We start from the raw sequence: 18,040 nt of genomic DNA on the forward strand, positions 1-18,040 counted from the left end.
AGAACCCCACATGAAGCTCCCCCGTCTCGCCGGTGCGCTCGCCGGCGCCGCGGCGCTCGCGGTCACCGCGCTCGGCGCCGGTGCCGGGCCCGCCGCCGCGGCCCCCTACTGTCCCGCCGGCGCGAAGGCCGGCTTCGCGAAGGTGCAGCTGTTCGCCGACGGCAACTGCGGTGGCGGCTCGGTCATCGTGAAGATCGGCGTCGAGGGCGACCGGCCGAACTTCCGCGCCTTCACGAACTACGACGGCAAGGTCTACAACGTCAGCAACACCCGGTCCTCGGTCGCGATCGCGGACGGGTACTGCATCCGCCTCTTCGACGGCCTGAACTACGGCGGCGACCAGTCCAACGTCCTCTGCGCGACGAGCGGCACCGCCTACTACGGCCTCTTCGCGTTCAACGACCGCACCTCCTCGATGCGCGTCTGCCGCGCCAGCGCCCAGGCGGGCTGCGCGCGCGGCGGCTCCGGCGCCACCCCGGCGCCCAACCCGACGCCCGCGCCGAACCCGACGCCGGCCCCGAGCCCGTCGCCGGGCGCCGGCGGCTTCCCGCGCGACGTCACCAAGGCCTCCGACGCGGCGCGCTACGACGACGCCGCCGCCTGGGCCGGCGGGCGCAACTGCACCGGCGGCTTCACCCCGGGTGCCAAGCGCATGCAGGCCTGGCTCCGCGCGAACTACGGCAAGGCGTCGATCGGCGGCTACAACTGCCGTCCGAACACCGCGAACCCGAGCAAGACGAGCATCCACGGCGTCGGTCGCGCCAACGACTGGTTCCGTGACGCGGGCAGCCCCAAGCACCGCAAGCAGGTCGCGGACTTCATCCGCCGCATGAGCGCCAACGGCGCCGCGATGGCGCGCGCCATGGGCGTCCAGTACTGGATCTGGAACAAGAAGCAGTACAGCGTCCGCGGCACCTCGGTCCTCGTGCGCTCGTACGGCGGCCCCAACCCGCACACCGACCACGTGCACCTCGAGATGAACCTCGCCGGCTCGCGCCTGCAGACCTCCTACTGGAAGCTGCCCGGCGCCGCCGGCTGAGCCCCACCCGACCCCGTCCCACGACCGCGCCCCGGCCCCGCCGGGGCGCGCGTCGTCCCGGGTCGACGTCAGCGCTCGCCGGCGCTGCGGCGCGCCTTCGCCGCGCGCCGCGCGATCGACCAGCGGTGCGTCTCGTTGCTCCCGTCGTAGATCCGGAACGGCCGGACCTCGGCGACCATCCGCCCGAGCGGGTGCGCGAGGATCCCGTCGCTGCCGCACAGCTGCACCGCGTTGTCGACGATCCGGCCGACCGCCTCGCTGACGTGGACCTTCGCGATGCTCGACGCCATCGTCGGGTTGCCGTTGCCCGTGTCGAGGATCCAGGCGGTCTTCTGGATGATCGCGCGGCTCGTCTCGACGTCGATGAGGCTGTCGGCGATCAGCCGCTGGGCGAGGCCGAGGTCCGCCAGGCGCGAGCCGAACGCCTCGCGCTCGTTGGCGCGGTCGATCGCCACGTCCAGGGCGCGGCGCGCCAGCCCGAGCCAGCGCATGCAGTGCGTCAGCCGCGCCGGGGCCAGGCGCACCTGCGCGTAGCGGAAGCCCTCGTCGGGCGCGCCCAGCACCTGGTCGTCCGCGACCCGCACGTCGGTGAAGCGCATGTGCGCGTGCCCGCCCGGGCTGATCCGGTCGATCGTGTCGACCGACTCGAGCACCTCGTAGCCCGGCGTGTCGGCGGGCACGAGGAACATCGTCGCGCCGCGCTCCCCGGTGCGGGCCATGACGATCGCGAACGCCGCGCCCTCCCCGCCGGTGATGAACCACTTCTCGCCGCTGATGCTCCAGCCGCCGTCGACGCGCTCGGCGACCGTGCGCAGCATCGACGGGTCCGAGCCCGCGCCGGGCGGCGGCTCGGTCATCGCGAACGCGGAGCGCGTGCGGCCCTCGGCCAGCGGGCGCAGGAACCGCTCGACCTGCTCGGGCGAGGCGATCTTCTCGAGCATCGCCATGTTGCCCTCGTCGGGGGCGGCGCAGTTCAGCGCCAGCGGTCCGAGCAGCGACTGACCGGCCTCCTCGAACACGACCGCCTGGCCGCGGACGTCGAGCCCCAGACCGCCGAGCTCCTCCCCGAGGTGGGGGACGAACAGCCCCGCGTCCTTCGCGGCGTCCTGCAGCTCGGCGCGCAGCGCGTCGTCGGGACCGTGCCCGGGCGCCCGGTCGCGGTCCTCCAGGGGCAGCACGACGTCACGGACGAACGCGGCGGTGCGCTCCTGCAGCGCGGTGAGCTCGGGGGAGAGCGAGAAGTCCATGCCGTCAGCCTATGCACCACGAGTCGCGCGCGGGCGCCCGGGCCGTCACGGCACTGGAGGGTCCTCCGGGCGCGGCGCGTCCGGCCGCGGGCTCCCGTAGCCTCCCGCCCGCGTGACCTTGATCGACGCCCAGGGACTCACCAAGCGCTTCGGCGCGCGGATCGCCGTCGACGCCGTCGACCTCGCGGTCCGACCCGGCGTCTGCTTCGGCTTCCTCGGACCCAACGGGGCCGGCAAGACGACGATGATCCGGCTGCTGCTCGGCCTCGCGCGGCCCGACACCGGCCGCGTGCTGATCGGCGGGCACGACGTCGCCCAGCGCCCGTCGCTCGCGCTCTCCAGCGTGGGGGCGATCGTCGAGGAGCCGCGCTTCCACCCGCATCTCACCGGGGTCGAGAACCTGCGCGTGCACGCCCCGCTCGTCGGCGACGGCGCGGCGGCGCGGATCCCGTCGCTGCTGGAGCGCGTCGGCCTGCACGGCCGCGGCGACGAGAAGGTCAAGGGCTACTCGATGGGCATGCGCCAGCGGCTCGGCGTCGCCCGCGCCCTCCTCGGCGACCCGCAGCTGCTCGTGCTCGACGAGCCCACCAACGGCCTCGACGCCGAGGGCATGGCGGAGTTCCGCACCCTGATCCGCAGCATGGTCGAGGAGGAGGGCCGCACGGTCTTCCTGTCCTCCCACCTGCTCGACGAGATGCAGAAGCTCTGCGACGAGGTCGCGATCGTCGAGCAGGGCCGCATCATCACCCAGACCACCGTCCGCGAGCTCCTGCACGGCGCCACCGGCACGCGCACCCTGATCCTCGACTGCGACGACCCGGCGCGCGCGACCGACCTGCTCGGCCGCGTGACCGGCGTGACGCGCGTCGCGCCGAGCGCCGGGCCCGACGGGGAGCCCGTCCTGGCCGTGACCTGCGAGGGCGGCCGCGAGACCGCGATCGCGGTCAGCCGCGCGCTGGTCGAGGCGGGGATCGGGCTCGCCGAGCTGCGCGTCGACGCGCTGTCGCTCGAGCGGCGCTACCTCGACATCACCCGTGAGGCGTCCGGGGGAGGACCCGCGTGATCGCGCTCGTCGCCGCCGACCTGCTGAAGCTGCGCCGCCGTCGCGGCCTGTGGTTCACGACACTGCTGCTGCCCAGCGCGCTCGTGCTGCTGATCGTCCTGCTGACGATCACCGACACGGTCGACGGGGACGGCGGCGGGCAGTTCGTCGAGGACTTCTCCTACGCGACGACGCTCATCGCCACGATCCTCGCGTCGCTCGTCGGCGCCCGGCTCGGCAGCGAGGAGCGCGCCGCCGGGACGCTGCGCTACCAGCTGCTGACCGGCACCTCCCGCGGGCGCCTGTATCTCGCGAAGGTCGGCGCGCTCGTCGCGGTCTGCGTCGCGCTCACCGGCGCCGCCACGCTGACGATGACCATCGGCTCGGTCGTCGTGCCGCTCAACGGCGCGGACGCCACCACCGTCGGGGACGTCCTCGCGGCGTTCTGGGCGGTCTTCCTGCAGTCGTTCGCCTACGGGGCGCTCGCGTTCGGCGTCGGCGCCCTGATGGGCTCCACCGGTCCGGCGATCGCGGTCGCGCTCGTCCTCAGCCTCGTCGGCGTCAACCTGCTCTCGGCGCTGACGCTCATCGACGACTGGTTCCGCCACCTCGTGCTCAGCCTCGGCATCGACCGGCTGACGTTCGACGACGCCGAGCCCGAGGACCGCGTGAGCGTCGTCGCCGCGATCCTCATGGTCGCCGCCTGGTCGGGCGGCGCGCTCCTCGCCGGCTGGCTGCGGATCCGCCGGATCGAGGTCTAGGAGCCCCAGGCCCTAGCCGGCCGCCGCCGCCGCGACGACGCCGGCCGCGATCCGGTCGACGTCGTAGGGCTCGCACACGTACGGGGGCATCGTGTAGACGAGGTCGCGGAACGGCCGCAGCCACACGCCCTGCGCGATCGCCGCCGCGGTCGCGGCCGCCACGTCGACCGGATGGTCGAGCTGCACCACGCCGACCGCGCCGAGCACCCGCACGTCCGCGACCCCGGGCAGCTCCCGCGCCGGCGCCAGGCCGTCGCGCAGCGCCGTCTCGATCGCCGGGACCGCGCGTCGCCACTCGGTGCCGCCCTCGCGCGCGGGCCGCTCGAGCAGGTCGAGGCTCGCGAGCGCGGTCGCGCACGCCAGCGGGTTGGCCATGAACGTCGGGCCGTGCATCAGCGCGCCGCCCTCGCCGCCGCTGATGCCCTCCGCCACCCGTGTCGTGCACAGCGCGGCGGCGAGCGTCATGTAGCCGCCGGTGAGCGCCTTCCCGACCGTGAGGATGTCCGGGGCGATCCCGGCGTGGTCGCAGCCGAACAGCGCGCCGGTCCGGCCGAAGCCGGTGGCGATCTCGTCGGCGAGCAGCAGCAGGCCGTGCTCGTCGCAGAGCTCGCGCAGCCGCCGCAGGTACGCCGGGGCGTAGGGGTGCATGCCGCCCGCGCCCTGCAGGACCGGCTCGACGACGACGGCGGCGAGCTCGTGCGCGTGGCGGGCGACGAGCGCGTCGATGTGCGCGAGGTACGCCTCGTCGACGGGGGCGTCGACGCCGCGCGGCGGCCGGTCGGCGAACACGTGCGCGGGCAGCACGCCGGTGAACAGCTGGTGCATGCCGCCCACCGGGTCGCACAGCGCCATCGCCCCGAAGGTGTCCCCGTGGTAGCCGCCGCGCAGGCTCAGCAGCCGCGTGCGGCCCGGCCGTCCCGCGGCCCGCTGGAACTGCAGCGCCATCTTGATCGCGACCTCGATGCTGACCGAGCCCGAGTCGCAGAGGAAGACGTGCTCGAGGCCCGCGGGGGACAGCTCCACGAGCCGCTGCGCCAGCCGGATGCCCGGCTCGTGCGTGAGGCCGCCGAACATCACGTGCGCCATGCGGCCGAGCTGCCCGGTCACCGCCGCGTCGAGCACCGGGTGGCGGTAGCCGTGGATCGCGCACCACCACGAGGACATGCCGTCGATCAGCTCGCGGCCGCCGTCGAGCTCGAGCCGCACGCCGCGCGCGCCCACCACCGGCCGCGGCGGCACCGCCGCCGGGATCGGGCCGTAGGGATGCCAGACGTGGCGGGTGTCGGCCGCCAGCAGCGCGGTCCAGTCGGTCGCGGTCACGCGCCGCACGGTACTGCCGGACGGGGCGCGCCCGCGCGCCGGGGGTCCCCGCCGTTCGGGGGGTCGACGGGGGCCCGGACGGGGCCTCCCGGCACCGCGGGGGGCGGCGCAGCAGCGATGATGGGCGACGTGACCAGCACCCCGACCGTCGACGCCCTGCACCAGATGGTCTCGCTGCTCGCCGACGTCGAGCACGTGTCGCCGGGGGCGCCGTTCTACGACCGCCTCGCCGAGGCCGCCTGCCGCATGGCCGGCATGCACCGGGCGATCATCTTCCTCTACGACGACGAGGAGCGCCGCGTGCGCAGCGTCGGCGCGCACGGCATCGAGGCGTCCGCGTTCGCCGACCTCCAGGTGACCGCGCGGACCGTGCCGATCGCGCTGCGCGCCCTCAGCGACGACGCGGTCGTCGAGGCCGGCCCACAGGTCGAGCGCGACATCCCGCCCGAGCTCGTCGAGCGGTTCAACGCCGAGCACGTCGCCTGCTCGCCGATGTCCGCGGGCGGCAAGTGGTTCGGGGTCGTGCTCGTCGACCGCAAGGACCCGCACCCCCTCCAGGCGCAGGAGCGCGAGGCGCTGTTCCTCCTGGGCAAGCTCGCGGCGCTCGCCGCCGCCGCCCGGCTCGCCACCCGCCAGCAGGAGCAGACGCGGCGCCTGGCCGAGCGGATCGACCTCGCCCGCGACGTCCACGACCACGCGATCCAGCGGCTGTTCGGCGTGTCGCTCGCGCTCGCGGGCGACGGCCCGCTCGACGCCGAGGACCGCGCGCGCTGCGCCGCCGAGGTCGAGACCGCGCTCCAGGAGCTGCGCGACGTCGTCCAGCGGCCGCTCGCGCGCGTGACGCGCCCGGACGCCCCGGGCTTCCAGGACGAGCTCGGGCGGCTCGTCGCCCGCGAGGCGGGGCCCGCGGTCACCGTCGAGCAGGACGGCCCGGTGCCCGCCGCGCTGGACGCGCTGGCCGCGTCGGTGCTGCGCGAGGCCGTCCGCAACGTCCGCAAGCATGCGCGCGCCAGCACCGTGGTCGTGCGCGTCGGCGCCCACGGCGACGCGTTCCGGCTCGAGGTCGTCAACGACGGGGTGCCGGACGCGACGCCGACGGTCCCGTCGACCGGCCTGGGCCTGCGGCTCGCCGCGTTCGAGGCACTGGGTGCGGGAGGTCTCGTGGAGTTCGGTCGAGCGGAGGAGAGCACATGGCGGGTCAGGCTGACGGCACCGCTGCCGTCGTGAACGACGAGGGCAGCAGCTACGACGGGCCACGCCTGCGCGTCCTGATCGTCGACGACCACGACGTCGTCCACTGGGGGCTGCGGCTGATGCTCGGCCGCCAGCCCTGGGTCCGCGGCTGCCTGCACGCCCGCACCGGCGACGAGGCGCAGGACCTCGCGCGCCGCGGCAGCCCGCACGTGGCGCTCGTCGACCTGTTCGTCGCCGAGGAGTCCGGACCCGAGATCTGCTCGCGAATCCTCGAGGTCTCGCCGTCCACGCGGGTCGCGTTCATCTCCGGGGCGGGCCGGATCAGCGCCGCCGCGGCACGCGCCGCGGGCGCCCGCGGGTTCGTCCCCAAGGACTGGCCGGCCGACAAGGTCGCCGACGCGGTCCGGGCGCTCGGCAACGGCCGCACCGTCTTCGCCGAGGCGCCCGACACGCCCGCCGCGTCGCTCTCGCCGCGCGAGCGGGACGTCCTCGAGCTGATCGCGACCGGCGCCACGAACGCCGAGATCGCCGCCACGCTGCACCTCTCGCCGCACACGGTGAAGGAGCACGCCAGCGCCGTGTACCGCAAGCTCGAGGTCCGCAACCGGGCCGAGGCGGTGCAGCGCGCGCAGCGCCTCGGGCTCGTCGCCTGACCGTCCCCCGCCGTTCGTCGGGTCGGCCCGCGGGCGACCCCCCGGACCGGCGGGGACCCCACCCGCGGGCCCCGCACCGCGCCCGCCGACGGTGGGAGGTTCGACGGGATGCCGAGCACCGCCATCCTCTTCCCGGGACAGGGGAGCCACACCGCCGAGATGGCCGCGGAGACCGCGGCCCTGCGGCCGGACCTGCTCGCCCACGTCGTCGAGGTCGTGGGGGAGGACCCGTTCCCGCGCGCCGCGGAGAGCACCGCGTTCGCGCAGCCCGCGATCCTCTGCGCCGCGCTCGCGCGCTTCTCGCAGCTGGCCCCGACGCTCGACGGGCCGGTCGTCGCGCTCGGCCACTCGCTCGGCGAGCTCGGGGCGCTCGTCGCCGCCGGGCAGCTCGACGAGCTCGACGCCCTCGCCCTCGCCGCCGAACGCGGGCGGCTCATGGCCGCCGCGGGCACGGGCGGCATGGTCGCGGTCCTCGGCGGCACGATCGAGCAGGCCACCGAGCTCGCGGACTCCTTCGGGCTCACCGTCGCCAACGACAACGCGCCCGGGCAGGTCGTGCTCGCCGGCAGCGAGGCCGACACGAAGGCCGCCGCCCGCGGGGCGCGCGGCGTCGGGCTGCGCGCGCTGCGCCTCGACGTCACCGGCGCGTTCCACTCCCCGGCGATGGCCGCCGCCCGCGACGGCTTCGAGGCGGCGCTGCACGCCGCGACCTTCACCGACGTGCCCGTCGGCTCCGCGGCGTTCTCGCCGACGACCGTCGCGCCGGTCACCGACCCGGTCGCCGTGCTCTCGCAGGCGCTGACCTCCCCGGTGCGGTTCCGCGAGGCGGTCCTCGCGCTCCACGAGGCCGGGGTGCGCCGCTGGATCGAGACCGGCCCCGGCGACGTCCTCGCGAAGCTCGTCGGCCGGATCCTCGATGCGCCCGACGTCCGCGTCCACACCGTGCGGGAGGCCGCCGATGTCGCCTGAGACCGCGACCGCGACGGTCGCCCCGGCGGCGCCCGCCCGGCCCGCCGGGCTGCGCGTCGCGACGATCGGCGCGGCCTGCCACGCGCTCCCCGCCACCGTGCTGGGCACCGACGAGATCGCGGCCCGGCTCGGCGTCGAGGGCGACTGGCTCGTCAGCCGCACCGGCATCCGCTCACGCCGGGTGCTCGCCGAGGGCGAGCTGCTCACCGACCTCTGCGAGGCGGCGGCGCGCGGCTCGCTGGCCCGCGCCGGCCTGGCCGCGGCCGACGTCGACCTCGTCCTCGTCTGCACGATCACGCCCGACCAGCGCTGCCCGGCGCTCGCGCCGCTGCTCGCCGACCGCCTCGGGGCGAGCGGTGCGTTCGCGATGGACGTGGGGGCCGCGTGCACCGGGTACCTCGCCGGCCTCACCGTCGCCGCCGCCCAGATCGAGACCGGGCGCGCGCGCACCGTGCTGCTCGTCGGGGCCGACGCGATCCGCACCCGCCTCGTCGACCCGGACGACCGCGCCACCGCCGGCCTGTTCGGCGACGGCGCCGCCGCGACCGTCCTGCGCGCCGCCGACCCGGACCCGGGCGGCGGCCCGGCGGGGGTCGGGCCGGTGCTGCTCGGCGCCGACGGCGCGGGCGCCCCACACATCCACGCGGGCGTCGACACGCCGCTGCACATGGACGGCCACGAGACCTTCCGCACCGCCATCACCCGGCTGTCCGACATGGCGCTCCAGGCCTGCGCCGCCGCCGGCGTGACGTTGCAGGACATCGATCTCGTCGTCATGCACCAGGCCAACCAGCGCATCACCGCCGCGGTCGGCCGCCGCCTCGGGATCGCCGACGACCGGGTCGTCGACTGCATCGAGCACGTCGGCAACCTCTCCGGCGGCTCGATCCCCGTCGCGCTGTCGCTCGCCGCCGACGAGGGCCGCCTGCCCGACGGCGCGCTCGTGCTGCTCGCCGCCTTCGGCGCCGGGTTCACCTGGGGCGGCAGCGTCGTGCGCTGGGGCCTGCCGACCGCCGACCCGACCACCGCCCTCCAGGAGCCCGCATGAGCACCGCCACGCAGACCACGCCCGACCGTCCCGCCGCCCCGGCGGTCGCCGTCCGCGCGCCCGCGCTCGTCACGGGCGGCTCGCGCGGCATCGGCGCCGCGACCGCCCGCGCCCTCGCCGCCGCCGGGCATCCGGTCGCCGTCGCCTACCGCTCCGGCGCCGACGAGGCCCGCGCGGTCGTCGCCTCGATCGAGGAGCTCGGCGGGCGCGCCGTAGCGATCCAGGCGGACGTCACCGACCCCGACGCCGACGTGCGGCTGCTCGACGGGGCCGCCGAAGGGCTCGGCGACCGCGTCCTCGTCCTCGTCAACAACGCAGGGGTGCGCGTCGACGGGCTCACCGCCCAGCTCGACGACGCCGGCTGGGACACGACGATCGACACGAACCTCAGCGCCGCGTTCCGGCTGACCCGCCGCGCGCTCGGTCCGATGCTGCGCGCCCGCCACGGTCGCGTCGTGAACGTCAGCTCGATCGCCGGGCTGCGCGCGAACGCCGGCCAGCCCGCCTACGCCGCCGCGAAGGCCGGGCTGATGGCGTTCACCAGCACCGCCGCGGTCGAGGTCGCGCGCCGCGGCGTCACCGTCAACGCGGTCGCCCCCGGCTTCATCGCCACGGACATGACCGCCGACCTGCCGACCGACGAGCTCGCCCGGAGCATCCCCGCGCGCCGCCTCGGGACCCCCGAGGAGATCGCCGCGGCAATCGCCTTCCTCGTCTCCGACGCGGCCGCCTACATCACCGGAACCACCCTCGTGGTCGACGGCGGACTGTCCGCCTAGACCCGCACACCCAGAGAGCAAAGGAACCCCACATGTCATCCACCACCGTCACCCCCGAGGCCGTCGAGGCCGTCATCTTCGAGGCGCTGAAGGGCTTCGGCGTCGAGGAGGAGCTGCTGACCCGCGACGCCGAGATCACCGCCCTGGACATCGACTCGCTCGACCTCGCGGAGCTCGCGCAGGTCCTCGACGACGAGCTCGGCGTCGAGATCAAGGGCGACGACGTCAAGGGCATCACGATCGTCGCGGACCTCATCGACCGCGTGGTCGCGAAGGCCGCATGAGCCGCGTCGTCGTCACCGGGGTCGGAGCGGTCACCCCGCTGGGCGTCGGCGCCGCGCAGCTCCACGAGGGCTGGGTCGGCGCGCGCAGCGGGATCGAGGCCGGCATCGGCGCCTGCTCCGACTTCGAGCCGACGACGGTCCTCAGCCGCAAGGAGGCGCGGCGCGCCGACCGCTGCACGCAGCTCGCGCTCGCCGCCGCCCACGAGGCGCTCGAGCAGGCCGGGTTCGCGGCCGGGCTGCCGTACGACGCGTCACGCGTCGCCTGCGTGCTCGGCACCGGCATCGGCGGCGTGACGACGCTCGAGCACGGCCACGACATGCTCCGCGACCGCGGCCCCGAGAAGGTGCCGCCGCTGAGCGTGCCGATGATGATGCCCAACGCCCCCGCCGGGCAGGTCGCGATGCACCACGGCCTGCGCGGCGAGTCCTTCGGCGTCGTGTCCGCCTGCGCGGCGGGCGCGCACGCGATCGGCGCCGCGATGCGCATGGTCCGGGCCGGGGACGCCGACGCGGTCGTCTGCGGGGGCGCGGAGTCCGCGCTCACGCCGCTCACGCACGCGGCGTTCGCCGCGCTGGACGCCACGTCCGCCTCCGGGATCTCGCGGCCGTTCGACGCGCGCCGCGACGGCTTTGTCATGGGGGAGGGGGCCGGTGTCCTCGTCCTCGAGCGCGAGGAGGACGCCCGCGCCCGCGGTGCGGAGATCCTCGGCGTGATCGCCGGCTACGGCGCCACGTCCGACGCGCACCACCTGACCGCACCGCACCCGGAGGGCGAGGGGGCGGCCGAGGCGATCGCCCGCGCGCTCCTGGACGCGAAGCTCGCCGCCGCCGACGTCGACTACGTCAACGCGCACGGCACCTCGACCCCGCTGAACGACCGCGCCGAGACGCTCGCGATCGAGCGCGCGCTCGGGGACCGCGCCCGCGAGATCCCCGTGTCGTCGCTGAAGTCGGCGATCGGCCACCTGCTCGGCGCCGCCGGGGCGGTCGAGTCGATCGCGACGATCATGGCGCTTCGCGACGGCGTCGCGCCGCCGACGCTCGGCTGGGAGGAGCGCGAGGTCGGCATGGAGCTCGACTACGTGCCCGGGCAGGCCAAGCCGCTCGCCGTCCGCGACCGGCCGCCGGTCGCGCTGTCCAACTCGTTCGGCTTCGGCGGCCACAACGCCGTCGTCTGCCTGCAGGGAGCCGCCGCATGAGCACCCCGATGCGCACCGCCGGGATGGCGGAGACCGAGGTCCCGATCGGCCGCCCGCGCGCGCCGTTCCCGGGCCGCCCGCCCGCCGCGGCCGCCGCGCCGACGCCGGCCGCGCCCGCCGCGCCGCTGACCACCGTGCAGCGACTCGAGCGGCTCTGCGACCCGGGCTCGCTGCGCGTGCTGCGCAGCGAGGTCCGCTCCCCGTTCACCGACCGCGCGGGGGACGGGGACGGCGTCGCCGTCGGCTCCGGGGAGATCGACGGCCGCCCGGTCGTCGTCTACGCCGAGGACCCCAAGGCGCTCGGCGGCTCGCTCGGCGCCGCGCACGCGATGTCGATCTGTCGCGCCATGGACATCGCCGAGCGGGCCCAGGTGCCGGTCGTCGGCCTCGTCTCCAGCGCCGGCGCCCGCCTGCAGGAGGGCCTCGCCGCGCTCGCCGGGTACGGCGAGATCTTCCACCGGATCGTCAAGCTCTCCGGGGTCGTGCCGCAGATCAGCGTCGTCTGCGGGCCATCCGCCGGCGGCGGCGCGTACGCGCCCGCGCTCACCGACCTCGTGATCATGACCCGCGAGGCCGCGATGTTCCTCACCGGCCCCGGGGTGGTGCGCGAGGTCATGGCCGAGGACGTCGACGCCGCCGCGCTCGGCGGCCCGCGCGTGCAGTCCACCAACGGGGTCTGCCACCTCGTCGGCGAGGACGAGGCGCAGGCCGTGCAGCTCGCGCGCCGCGCGCTGTCCTACCTGCCGTCGTTCGCGGGCGGGCCGCTGCCGCAGCGCCCGTACACCCACGAGCACGCCGACCCGGGCCGGCACGTCCCGGCCGAGCACCGCAAGGTCTACGACGTCCGCGACGTGATCGGCGACGTCGTCGACCGCGGCGCGATGCTCGAGCTCGCCCCGCGCTGGGCGCGCAACATCGTCACCGCGTTCGCGCGCGTGGAGGGCTCCCCGGTCGGGGTGCTCGCCAACCAGCCGCGCCATCTCGGCGGCGTGATCGACGCCGACGCCGCCCAGAAGGCCGCGCGGTTCGTGCGCACCTGCCACCTGTTCGGCCTGCCGCTCGTCGTGCTCGTCGACACCCCGGGCTTCCTGCCCGGCACCCGTCAGGAGTCCGCGGGCGTGATCCGCCACGGCGCGAAGCTCGTCCACGCGTTCGCGGAGGCCGACGTCCCGAAGATCACGTTCGTCCTGCGCAAGAGCTACGGCGGCGCGCACATCGCGATGAACTCCGGGGCGCTCGGCGCCGACATGACGTTCGCCTGGCCGGCCGCGCAGCTCGGCGTGATGGGCGCCCCGCAGGCCGTCCAGTTCGTCAACAAGCGCGAGCTCGCCGCCGCGGAGGACCCCGTGGCCGAGCGCTCCCGCCTCGCCGCGATCTACGAGGAGCAGCAGCTCGACTCGCGGGTCGCCGCGACCGGCGGCTGGGTCGACGAGCGCATCGACCCGGCCGACACCCGGGACCGCGTCGCCTGGGCGATGCGGCTGCTCGCCGGCCGGACCCGCAGCACGCCCCGCGCCCACAACATCCCGCTCTAGGAGGCCTGACCGATGTTCGGCACCGCACCGTGGTTCGACGACCTGCAGGAGGGGGCGAGCGTCCCCGGACGGGGGCGCACCGTCACCGAGGCGGACGTCGTCGCCTTCGCCACGCTCACCGGCGACTTCCACCCCCAGCACGTCGACGAGGCGTGGTCCGCCGACGGCCCGTTCGGCGGTCGCGTCGCGCACGGCATGCTGATCGCGTCCTACGCGGTCGGCCTGCTGCAGCTGCCGTTCGAGCGGATCGTCGCGCTGCGCCGCGTCAAGGACCTGACGTTCAAGCGGCCGGTCCGGCTCGGGGACACGATCCGGGCTGAGGCGACGATCGAGGCGCTGCGCGACCTCGACGACCAGGCCGGCATGGTCACCTGCCGCGTGAAGGTGCTCGGGGCGGGCGGGCAGCTCGTCGCCCGGATGGCGATCGAGGTGCTCTGGCGCCGCGAGCAGCCCGTCGCCGCGCCCGAGGAGCCGTCGGTCGACGACGCGCTCGCCTCCCTGGCCCGTCCCCGGACCCCCGCCTTCGTGGCGATCCCGTTCTGATGGCCGGTCTGCTGGAGGGGCGCCGCCTGCTCGTCACCGGCGTCGTCACGAAGAGCTCGATCGCCTTCCACGTCGCCCGGCGCGCGCAGGAGGAGGGGGCGGAGGTCCTGCTGACCGGGTTCGGCCGCACCCGGCGGATGACCGAGCGGGCCGCCGGCCGCCTGCCGCAGCCCGCCGAGGTCGTGGAGCTCGACGTCACGAACGCCGACGACCTCGCCGCGATCGGCCCGATCGTCGCCGACCGCTTCGGCCACCTCGACGGGCTGCTGCACGGGATCGCGTTCGCGCCCGGCGACGCCATCGGCGGCAACTTCCTCGACGCCCCGGTCGGCTCGACGCTGACCGCCTTCCACATCAGCGCCGTGTCGCTGCGCGACCTCGTCGTGGCGCTGCGCCCGCAGCTGGCCGCCGCCCCCGACGGCGGCGCGGTCGTCGGCCTGGACTTCGACGGGACCGTCGCCTGGCCGCACTACGACTGGATGGGCGTCGCGAAGGCGGGCCTGGAGGCGGTCACCCGCTATCTGGCGCGGGACCTCGGGGAGGAGCGCATCCGCGTGAACCTCGTCGCGTCCGGCCCGATCGAGACGCTCGCCGCCTCCGGGATCGACGGCTTCGACCGCCTCGCCACGACCTGGGAGCAGGCCGCGCCGCTGGGCTGGGACGTCACCGACCCCGAGCCGGTGGCGGACGCGTCCCTGTTCCTGCTGTCGCCGCTCTCGCGGGTCGTCAGCGGCCACGTGCTGCACGCCGACGGCGGCGCCCACGCCGTCCGCGGCGCATCCGCCGCGGTGCCGGCCGAGGTCGCCCTCCCGGCCTGACCGCCGCCCGCGCCGAACAGGGAGTTGTTCGCCCTCCGGCGGAAGAACTCCCTGTTCGACGCCGTGGTCAGGGGCGGGGCGCTCAGGCCTCCGTGAGCGCCAGCCAGACGATGCCCGCGGCGATCAGGGCGATCGCCGCGAGGCGCGACGGGGTCGCCGCCTCGCCGAGCAACGCCATCCCCAGCAGCGCGGTGCCGACCGCCCCGGTCCCCGTCCAGATCGCGTAGGCGGTCCCGACCGGGAGCCGCTGCAGCGCGAGCGACAGCAGCACGACGCTGCCGATCGCCGCGACGAGGAACACGAGCGACGGGCCGAGCTGCGAGAGCCCGTCGGAGCGCTTCAGCGCCAGCGCCCACACGACCTCCAGCGCGGCGGCGGAGAACAACGAGATCCAGACCATGACGAGCACCCTTCGGGACGAGGAACACGGGGCGTCGTCTTGTCGGGTCCGGGTACGGCGCGTCTCGTCCGGTCGCCCACGGGGGCGAGATCCGAGGCTAGCACCGCCCGTGACGATTTCGTGAAGGCGGTGAAACCGGACGCGAACGGCGGCGTTCAGAAGCCTCGATGCCCTCCCGTCGTCTCCTCACCCGGCGCGAGCTGACGTTCGCCGGCTCCGGCCTGCTGCTCGCCGCCCAGGTGCCCTCCGCCTGGGGCGCCCGGCTGCTCACCACGAAGGCCGCCGTCGGGCGCGGCACGTTCGAGGACGGCGTCGCCAGCGGCGACCCGGCTCCCGACGCGATGGTCTTCTGGAGCCGCCTGACGACCGAGCAGCAGCGCTCCGGTGCCGAGCTCGTCGTCGCCGAGGACCCCGAGCTGCGCCGCACGGTCGCGACCGCGGTGGTCCCGACCGCCCGTGCGATGGACGGCGCCCTGAAGGCGCGCATCACCGGCCTGAAGCCGGACACGGTCTACCACTACGTCTGGCGCTCGGCCGACGACGTCTCCCCGGTCGGCCGGACGAAGACCGCGCCGGCCCCGGACTCCGACGTGCCCCTGCGCCTCGCGTACTCCTCCTGCCAGAACTGGCCGGCCGGGTTCTTCACCGGCCACCAGGACGCGGCCGCGCTCGACGTCCTGGACCTCTACCTGTTCCTCGGCGACTACACCTACGAGTACGGGCCCGAGACCGGGGTGACGCGCGACCGCGACGTGCCCGCGCCGACCGTCGACCTGAAGAGCTACCGCGAGCGGCTGAAGATGTACCGCTCCGACCCGGGCCTGCGCGAGCTGCACCGGCTGCACCCGGTCGCCCACATCTGGGACGACCACGAGGTCGCCGACAACTACTCCGACAACCGGCCGCGGCCGAGCGACCTGCAGCGCGCCGCCGGCTACCAGGCCTCGTTCGAGTGGCTGCCGCGGCTGCCCAGCGCCGGGGAGCGCTACGGCATCTACCGCACCTACCGGCTGGGCCGCATGGCCGACGTGATCCTGCTCGACCAGCGCCAGTACCGCACCGGGGACGGAGACGGCAAGCCCCGGTCGATCCTCGGTCCCCGCCAGCAGGCGTGGTTCGTGGAGGAGCTGCGCCGCTCGCCCGCGCGCTGGCGGATCGTCGCCAACCAGGCGATGTTCGTGCCGCTCGGGGTCGCCGGACGCGGCGTCAACACCGACCAGTGGGACGGCTACCCGGCCGACCGCGCCGAGATCCTCCAGACGCTGCGATCGGTGCCGAACACGATCTTCGTCACCGGGGACATCCACACGTTCTTCACCGCGAAGGTCCTCGCCGACGGCGGGGCGTCCGGCCCGTCGGTCGCGACCGAGTTCGTCGGCGGCTCGGTCACCTCGTCCGGCTTCCCGGCGCTCGCCGGCGTCGAGAGCCTGGCGATCGGCGCCGCGAACCCGTGGATCACCTACACCAACGGCGGCGATCACGGCTACGCGCAGGTCGACCTCGCCGCCGACGCCGCGACCGTCCGCTACCGCGTCGGGCCGATCACCACGCCGACCGCGACGCTGCGCACCCTCGCCGAGTACCGCCAGCCGCTCGGCGCCAACGACTACGAGACCGTCAGCCAGCAGCCGTCGGGCACGCCGCGGCTCGCCGCGCCCGCGACCGGGCGTGCGCTGCGCTCCGAGCGCGTCGACGGGGCGCTCGCCGCCCGCCGCCGCCGGCACGAGCGGCTCGTCCGACGAGCCCGGCTGCGCGCGGAGAGGAGGGGCCGCTGATGCCCGCCCGCACCCGTCCCTCCCGTGAAGTCGCGCCCGCCCGGACGCGGGCCGCGCTGCGCACGGCGCTGGCGCTCGCGCTGCTCGCCGCGGCGACCGCCGCGGACGCCCGCGCGCAGGCCCCGGCGTCCGACGCGCCGGGCGCCCCCGCGGCGTTCACGACCTTCAGCGCCGAGAACGGCAGCCCGACGACGCTGCAGGCGCAGGCGCCGCTGGCCGGGACGTCCGCCGACCCGGGCGTGCCGCGCTGCCTGGGCCCGCGCTCGTTCGCCCGCACCAGCTGGGCGGTCGTGCCCGCCGCCGACCGCAGCCGCGTCGTGCGGGTCAGCGCGCTCACCCCGTCGCTGGAGCCCGACGAGGCGCCGCAGCTCGCCGCCTTCGTCCAGCCCGCCGCCGGGACGCAGACGCGCGAGCCGCAGGCGTGCGACGAGGGCGCCGGGCTGCTGGACCGCAGCAGCGCGGTCGAGCTGCGCGTGCCCGCCGGCCGCGCCGTGCTCGTGCAGGTCGGCCAGCCGGCCGCCGCCCGCGCCGCGCGCGCCGTGCTCGAGCTGCAGACCACCGACCTGCCCGCGGCCGCGAACCCGCCCGGAGACCGCGCCGGGACCGCGCGCACGCTGCCGCTCGGCCGCACCCGCACGGTGCCGCTGGCGGGCGCCACCCTCACCGAGGAGGACCCCGCGCAGCCCGCCTGCCCCGCCGGCGGGACGGTGTGGCGTCGCGTGACGATCCGTCGCGCCGGCACCTACCGGGTCCTCGCCACCGGCCGGACGCTCGGCACGCTGACCGCGTTCGTCGGCTCGCGGCCGCGCGGCGCCGGGGCCCGGGCGTGCGTCAACCGCTCGCGCAGCGACCGGATGCGGCTGCGGCTGCGGCTGCGCGCGGGCAACGTCCTGTGGCTGCGCCTCGGCGTCGACCGCTCCGACGCGGGCAGCGCGCGGCTGCGCATCGGTCGCTGAGCACCCGGCGGCGCTGGGATACTCGCGCGGCGATGGTCGCCGTCCCGCCCGAACGACACCTCGTCCGCGGCCGCGACCTCGCCGACCGCCGCTACGCCGACCCGGAGCTGACCGTCGCGCACATGGCGGCCGCGGCCGGGCTCTCTCGCGCGCACTTCACCCGCGAGTTCCGGCGCGTGTTCGGCGAGACGCCGCGCGGCTACCTGCTCACCCGCCGCATGGAGCGCGCCGCCGCGCTGCTGCGGCACACCGACCACGCGGTGGCGGACATCTGCCTCGAGGTCGGCCTGCGGTCGGTCGGCTCGTTCACGAGCACGTTCACCCGGCACCACGGGTGCTCGCCGACGGCCTACCGGGCGGCCGCCCCGCCCGCGCAGGTGTACGCGCGGATCCCCGCCTGCGTCGTGCGCGTCCACGGCCGTCCGCGACACCGCACGTTTGGAGAAGACAGCGCGGACGCGCCCGCCTAGGGTCCCGG

The 18,040-nt window shown here is 75.9% G+C and carries 19 protein-coding genes and 1 riboswitch; of the genes, 16 read left to right on the top strand and 3 right to left on the bottom strand.

Annotated features, from left to right (window positions below):
- Window positions 1-10 precede the first annotated feature (10 nt).
- Entirely contained in the window at window positions 11-1,039 is a 1,029-nt protein-coding gene (locus C7Y72_RS21780) for a VldE C-terminal domain-containing protein (protein ID WP_107571307.1), read from the top strand.
- A gap of 68 nt (window positions 1,040-1,107) precedes the next feature.
- On the opposite strand, the gene C7Y72_RS21785 is transcribed toward C7Y72_RS21780, so the two are convergent.
- Window positions 1,108-2,286: an acyl-CoA dehydrogenase family protein gene (locus tag C7Y72_RS21785; RefSeq protein WP_107571308.1), complete on the bottom strand. Its 1,179-nt coding sequence runs from the start codon at window positions 2,284-2,286 to the stop codon at window positions 1,108-1,110.
- 112 nt (window positions 2,287-2,398) lie between these two features.
- Between C7Y72_RS21785 and C7Y72_RS21790 the strand changes: the two genes are divergently transcribed.
- Window positions 2,399-3,349 (top strand): ABC transporter ATP-binding protein, encoded by a 951-nt coding sequence (locus C7Y72_RS21790; protein WP_107571309.1) that lies wholly within the window; start codon window positions 2,399-2,401, stop codon window positions 3,347-3,349.
- Window positions 3,346-4,089: an ABC transporter permease gene (locus tag C7Y72_RS21795; protein ID WP_107571310.1), complete on the top strand. Its 744-nt coding sequence runs from the start codon at window positions 3,346-3,348 to the stop codon at window positions 4,087-4,089. The genes C7Y72_RS21790 and C7Y72_RS21795 overlap by 4 nt, the downstream gene beginning before the upstream one ends.
- 12 nt (window positions 4,090-4,101) lie before the next feature.
- On the opposite strand, the gene C7Y72_RS21800 is transcribed toward C7Y72_RS21795, so the two are convergent.
- Entirely contained in the window at window positions 4,102-5,409 is a 1,308-nt protein-coding gene (locus C7Y72_RS21800; RefSeq protein WP_233243959.1) for an adenosylmethionine--8-amino-7-oxononanoate transaminase, read from the bottom strand.
- A 129-nt stretch (window positions 5,410-5,538) separates the two neighbouring features.
- Between C7Y72_RS21800 and C7Y72_RS21805 the strand changes: the two genes are divergently transcribed.
- The 10 genes from C7Y72_RS21805 (at window position 5,539) to fabI (ending at window position 14,431) form a co-directional block, all read left to right on the top strand.
- Window positions 5,539-6,636 (top strand): sensor histidine kinase, encoded by a 1,098-nt coding sequence (locus tag C7Y72_RS21805; RefSeq protein ID WP_158276997.1) that lies wholly within the window; start codon window positions 5,539-5,541, stop codon window positions 6,634-6,636.
- Window positions 6,600-7,256 carry a response regulator transcription factor gene (locus C7Y72_RS21810; RefSeq protein WP_107571372.1) on the top strand — a complete coding sequence of 219 codons (657 nt, stop codon included), beginning with the start codon at window positions 6,600-6,602 and terminating at the stop codon, window positions 7,254-7,256. Before C7Y72_RS21805 ends, C7Y72_RS21810 begins: the two co-directional genes overlap by 37 nt.
- Before the next feature lie 108 nt (window positions 7,257-7,364).
- The gene (locus C7Y72_RS21815; protein ID WP_107571313.1) at window positions 7,365-8,225 is read left to right on the top strand and encodes an ACP S-malonyltransferase; all 861 of its coding nucleotides are present in this window, start codon (window positions 7,365-7,367) and stop codon (window positions 8,223-8,225) included.
- A complete protein-coding gene (locus tag C7Y72_RS21820) occupies window positions 8,215-9,273 on the top strand; it encodes a 3-oxoacyl-ACP synthase III family protein (protein WP_158276998.1) in 1,059 nt (352 codons plus the stop codon). The genes C7Y72_RS21815 and C7Y72_RS21820 overlap by 11 nt, the downstream gene beginning before the upstream one ends.
- Window positions 9,270-10,052, top strand: a complete 783-nt coding sequence (gene fabG, locus C7Y72_RS21825) for a 3-oxoacyl-ACP reductase FabG (protein WP_107571315.1) — start codon at window positions 9,270-9,272, stop codon at window positions 10,050-10,052. The genes C7Y72_RS21820 and fabG overlap by 4 nt, the downstream gene beginning before the upstream one ends.
- A 32-nt stretch (window positions 10,053-10,084) precedes the next feature.
- On the top strand, window positions 10,085-10,336 hold the full coding sequence (locus C7Y72_RS21830) for a phosphopantetheine-binding protein (protein WP_107571316.1): 252 nt from the start codon (window positions 10,085-10,087) through the stop codon (window positions 10,334-10,336).
- Window positions 10,333-11,535, top strand: coding sequence for a beta-ketoacyl-[acyl-carrier-protein] synthase family protein (locus C7Y72_RS21835; RefSeq protein WP_107571317.1), 1,203 nt, complete (start codon window positions 10,333-10,335; stop codon window positions 11,533-11,535). The genes C7Y72_RS21830 and C7Y72_RS21835 overlap by 4 nt, the downstream gene beginning before the upstream one ends.
- Window positions 11,532-13,070 carry an acyl-CoA carboxylase subunit beta gene (locus C7Y72_RS21840; RefSeq protein ID WP_233243960.1) on the top strand — a complete coding sequence of 513 codons (1,539 nt, stop codon included), beginning with the start codon at window positions 11,532-11,534 and terminating at the stop codon, window positions 13,068-13,070. Before C7Y72_RS21835 ends, C7Y72_RS21840 begins: the two co-directional genes overlap by 4 nt.
- A gap of 12 nt (window positions 13,071-13,082) precedes the next feature.
- Window positions 13,083-13,613, top strand: coding sequence for a MaoC family dehydratase (locus C7Y72_RS21845; RefSeq protein ID WP_107571318.1), 531 nt, complete (start codon window positions 13,083-13,085; stop codon window positions 13,611-13,613).
- On the top strand, window positions 13,613-14,431 hold the full coding sequence (gene fabI / locus C7Y72_RS21850) for an enoyl-ACP reductase FabI (protein ID WP_107571319.1): 819 nt from the start codon (window positions 13,613-13,615) through the stop codon (window positions 14,429-14,431). The genes C7Y72_RS21845 and fabI overlap by 1 nt, the downstream gene beginning before the upstream one ends.
- 82 nt (window positions 14,432-14,513) lie before the next feature.
- On the opposite strand, the gene C7Y72_RS21855 is transcribed toward fabI, so the two are convergent.
- On the bottom strand, window positions 14,514-14,831 hold the full coding sequence (locus tag C7Y72_RS21855; RefSeq protein WP_107571320.1) for a DMT family transporter: 318 nt from the start codon (window positions 14,829-14,831) through the stop codon (window positions 14,514-14,516).
- A 28-nt stretch (window positions 14,832-14,859) separates the two neighbouring features.
- Window positions 14,860-14,923, bottom strand: a riboswitch (guanidine-III (ykkC-III) riboswitch).
- A gap of 75 nt (window positions 14,924-14,998) precedes the next feature.
- Between C7Y72_RS21855 and C7Y72_RS21860 the strand changes: the two genes are divergently transcribed.
- Genes C7Y72_RS21860 through C7Y72_RS21870 form a run of 3 tightly spaced genes read left to right on the top strand, consistent with a single transcriptional unit; the run spans window position 14,999 to window position 18,032 of the window.
- Window positions 14,999-16,606 carry an alkaline phosphatase D family protein gene (locus C7Y72_RS21860; protein WP_107571321.1) on the top strand — a complete coding sequence of 536 codons (1,608 nt, stop codon included), beginning with the start codon at window positions 14,999-15,001 and terminating at the stop codon, window positions 16,604-16,606.
- Entirely contained in the window at window positions 16,606-17,562 is a 957-nt protein-coding gene (locus C7Y72_RS21865; protein ID WP_107571322.1) for a hypothetical protein, read from the top strand. The genes C7Y72_RS21860 and C7Y72_RS21865 overlap by 1 nt, the downstream gene beginning before the upstream one ends.
- 32 nt (window positions 17,563-17,594) lie before the next feature.
- A complete protein-coding gene (locus C7Y72_RS21870) occupies window positions 17,595-18,032 on the top strand; it encodes a helix-turn-helix transcriptional regulator (protein ID WP_107571323.1) in 438 nt (145 codons plus the stop codon).
- Window positions 18,033-18,040 lie beyond the last annotated feature (8 nt).

The organism is Paraconexibacter algicola, from assembly GCF_003044185.1.
Classification (GTDB): domain Bacteria; phylum Actinomycetota; class Thermoleophilia; order Solirubrobacterales; family Solirubrobacteraceae; genus Paraconexibacter; species Paraconexibacter algicola.

Excerpts from the sequence above, each read along its gene's own strand:
- C7Y72_RS21835 (WP_107571317.1), top strand. The coding sequence starts at position 10,333 with ATGAGCCGCGTCGTCGTCACCGGGGTCGGAGCGGTCACCCCGCTGGGC.
- C7Y72_RS21860 (WP_107571321.1), top strand. The coding sequence starts at position 14,999 with ATGCCCTCCCGTCGTCTCCTCACCCGGCGCGAGCTGACGTTCGCCGGC.
- fabI (WP_107571319.1), top strand. The coding sequence starts at position 13,613 with ATGGCCGGTCTGCTGGAGGGGCGCCGCCTGCTCGTCACCGGCGTCGTC.
- C7Y72_RS21780 (WP_107571307.1), top strand. The coding sequence starts at position 11 with ATGAAGCTCCCCCGTCTCGCCGGTGCGCTCGCCGGCGCCGCGGCGCTC.
- C7Y72_RS21830 (WP_107571316.1), top strand. The coding sequence starts at position 10,085 with ATGTCATCCACCACCGTCACCCCCGAGGCCGTCGAGGCCGTCATCTTC.
- C7Y72_RS21855 (WP_107571320.1), bottom strand. The coding sequence starts at position 14,831 with ATGGTCTGGATCTCGTTGTTCTCCGCCGCCGCGCTGGAGGTCGTGTGG.
- C7Y72_RS21840 (WP_233243960.1), top strand. The coding sequence starts at position 11,532 with ATGAGCACCCCGATGCGCACCGCCGGGATGGCGGAGACCGAGGTCCCG.
- C7Y72_RS21785 (WP_107571308.1), bottom strand. The coding sequence starts at position 2,286 with ATGGACTTCTCGCTCTCCCCCGAGCTCACCGCGCTGCAGGAGCGCACC.
- fabG (WP_107571315.1), top strand. The coding sequence starts at position 9,270 with ATGAGCACCGCCACGCAGACCACGCCCGACCGTCCCGCCGCCCCGGCG.
- C7Y72_RS21820 (WP_158276998.1), top strand. The coding sequence starts at position 8,215 with ATGTCGCCTGAGACCGCGACCGCGACGGTCGCCCCGGCGGCGCCCGCC.
- C7Y72_RS21810 (WP_107571372.1), top strand. The coding sequence starts at position 6,600 with ATGGCGGGTCAGGCTGACGGCACCGCTGCCGTCGTGAACGACGAGGGC.
- C7Y72_RS21815 (WP_107571313.1), top strand. The coding sequence starts at position 7,365 with ATGCCGAGCACCGCCATCCTCTTCCCGGGACAGGGGAGCCACACCGCC.
- C7Y72_RS21845 (WP_107571318.1), top strand. The coding sequence starts at position 13,083 with ATGTTCGGCACCGCACCGTGGTTCGACGACCTGCAGGAGGGGGCGAGC.
- C7Y72_RS21870 (WP_107571323.1), top strand. The coding sequence starts at position 17,595 with ATGGTCGCCGTCCCGCCCGAACGACACCTCGTCCGCGGCCGCGACCTC.
- C7Y72_RS21865 (WP_107571322.1), top strand. The coding sequence starts at position 16,606 with ATGCCCGCCCGCACCCGTCCCTCCCGTGAAGTCGCGCCCGCCCGGACG.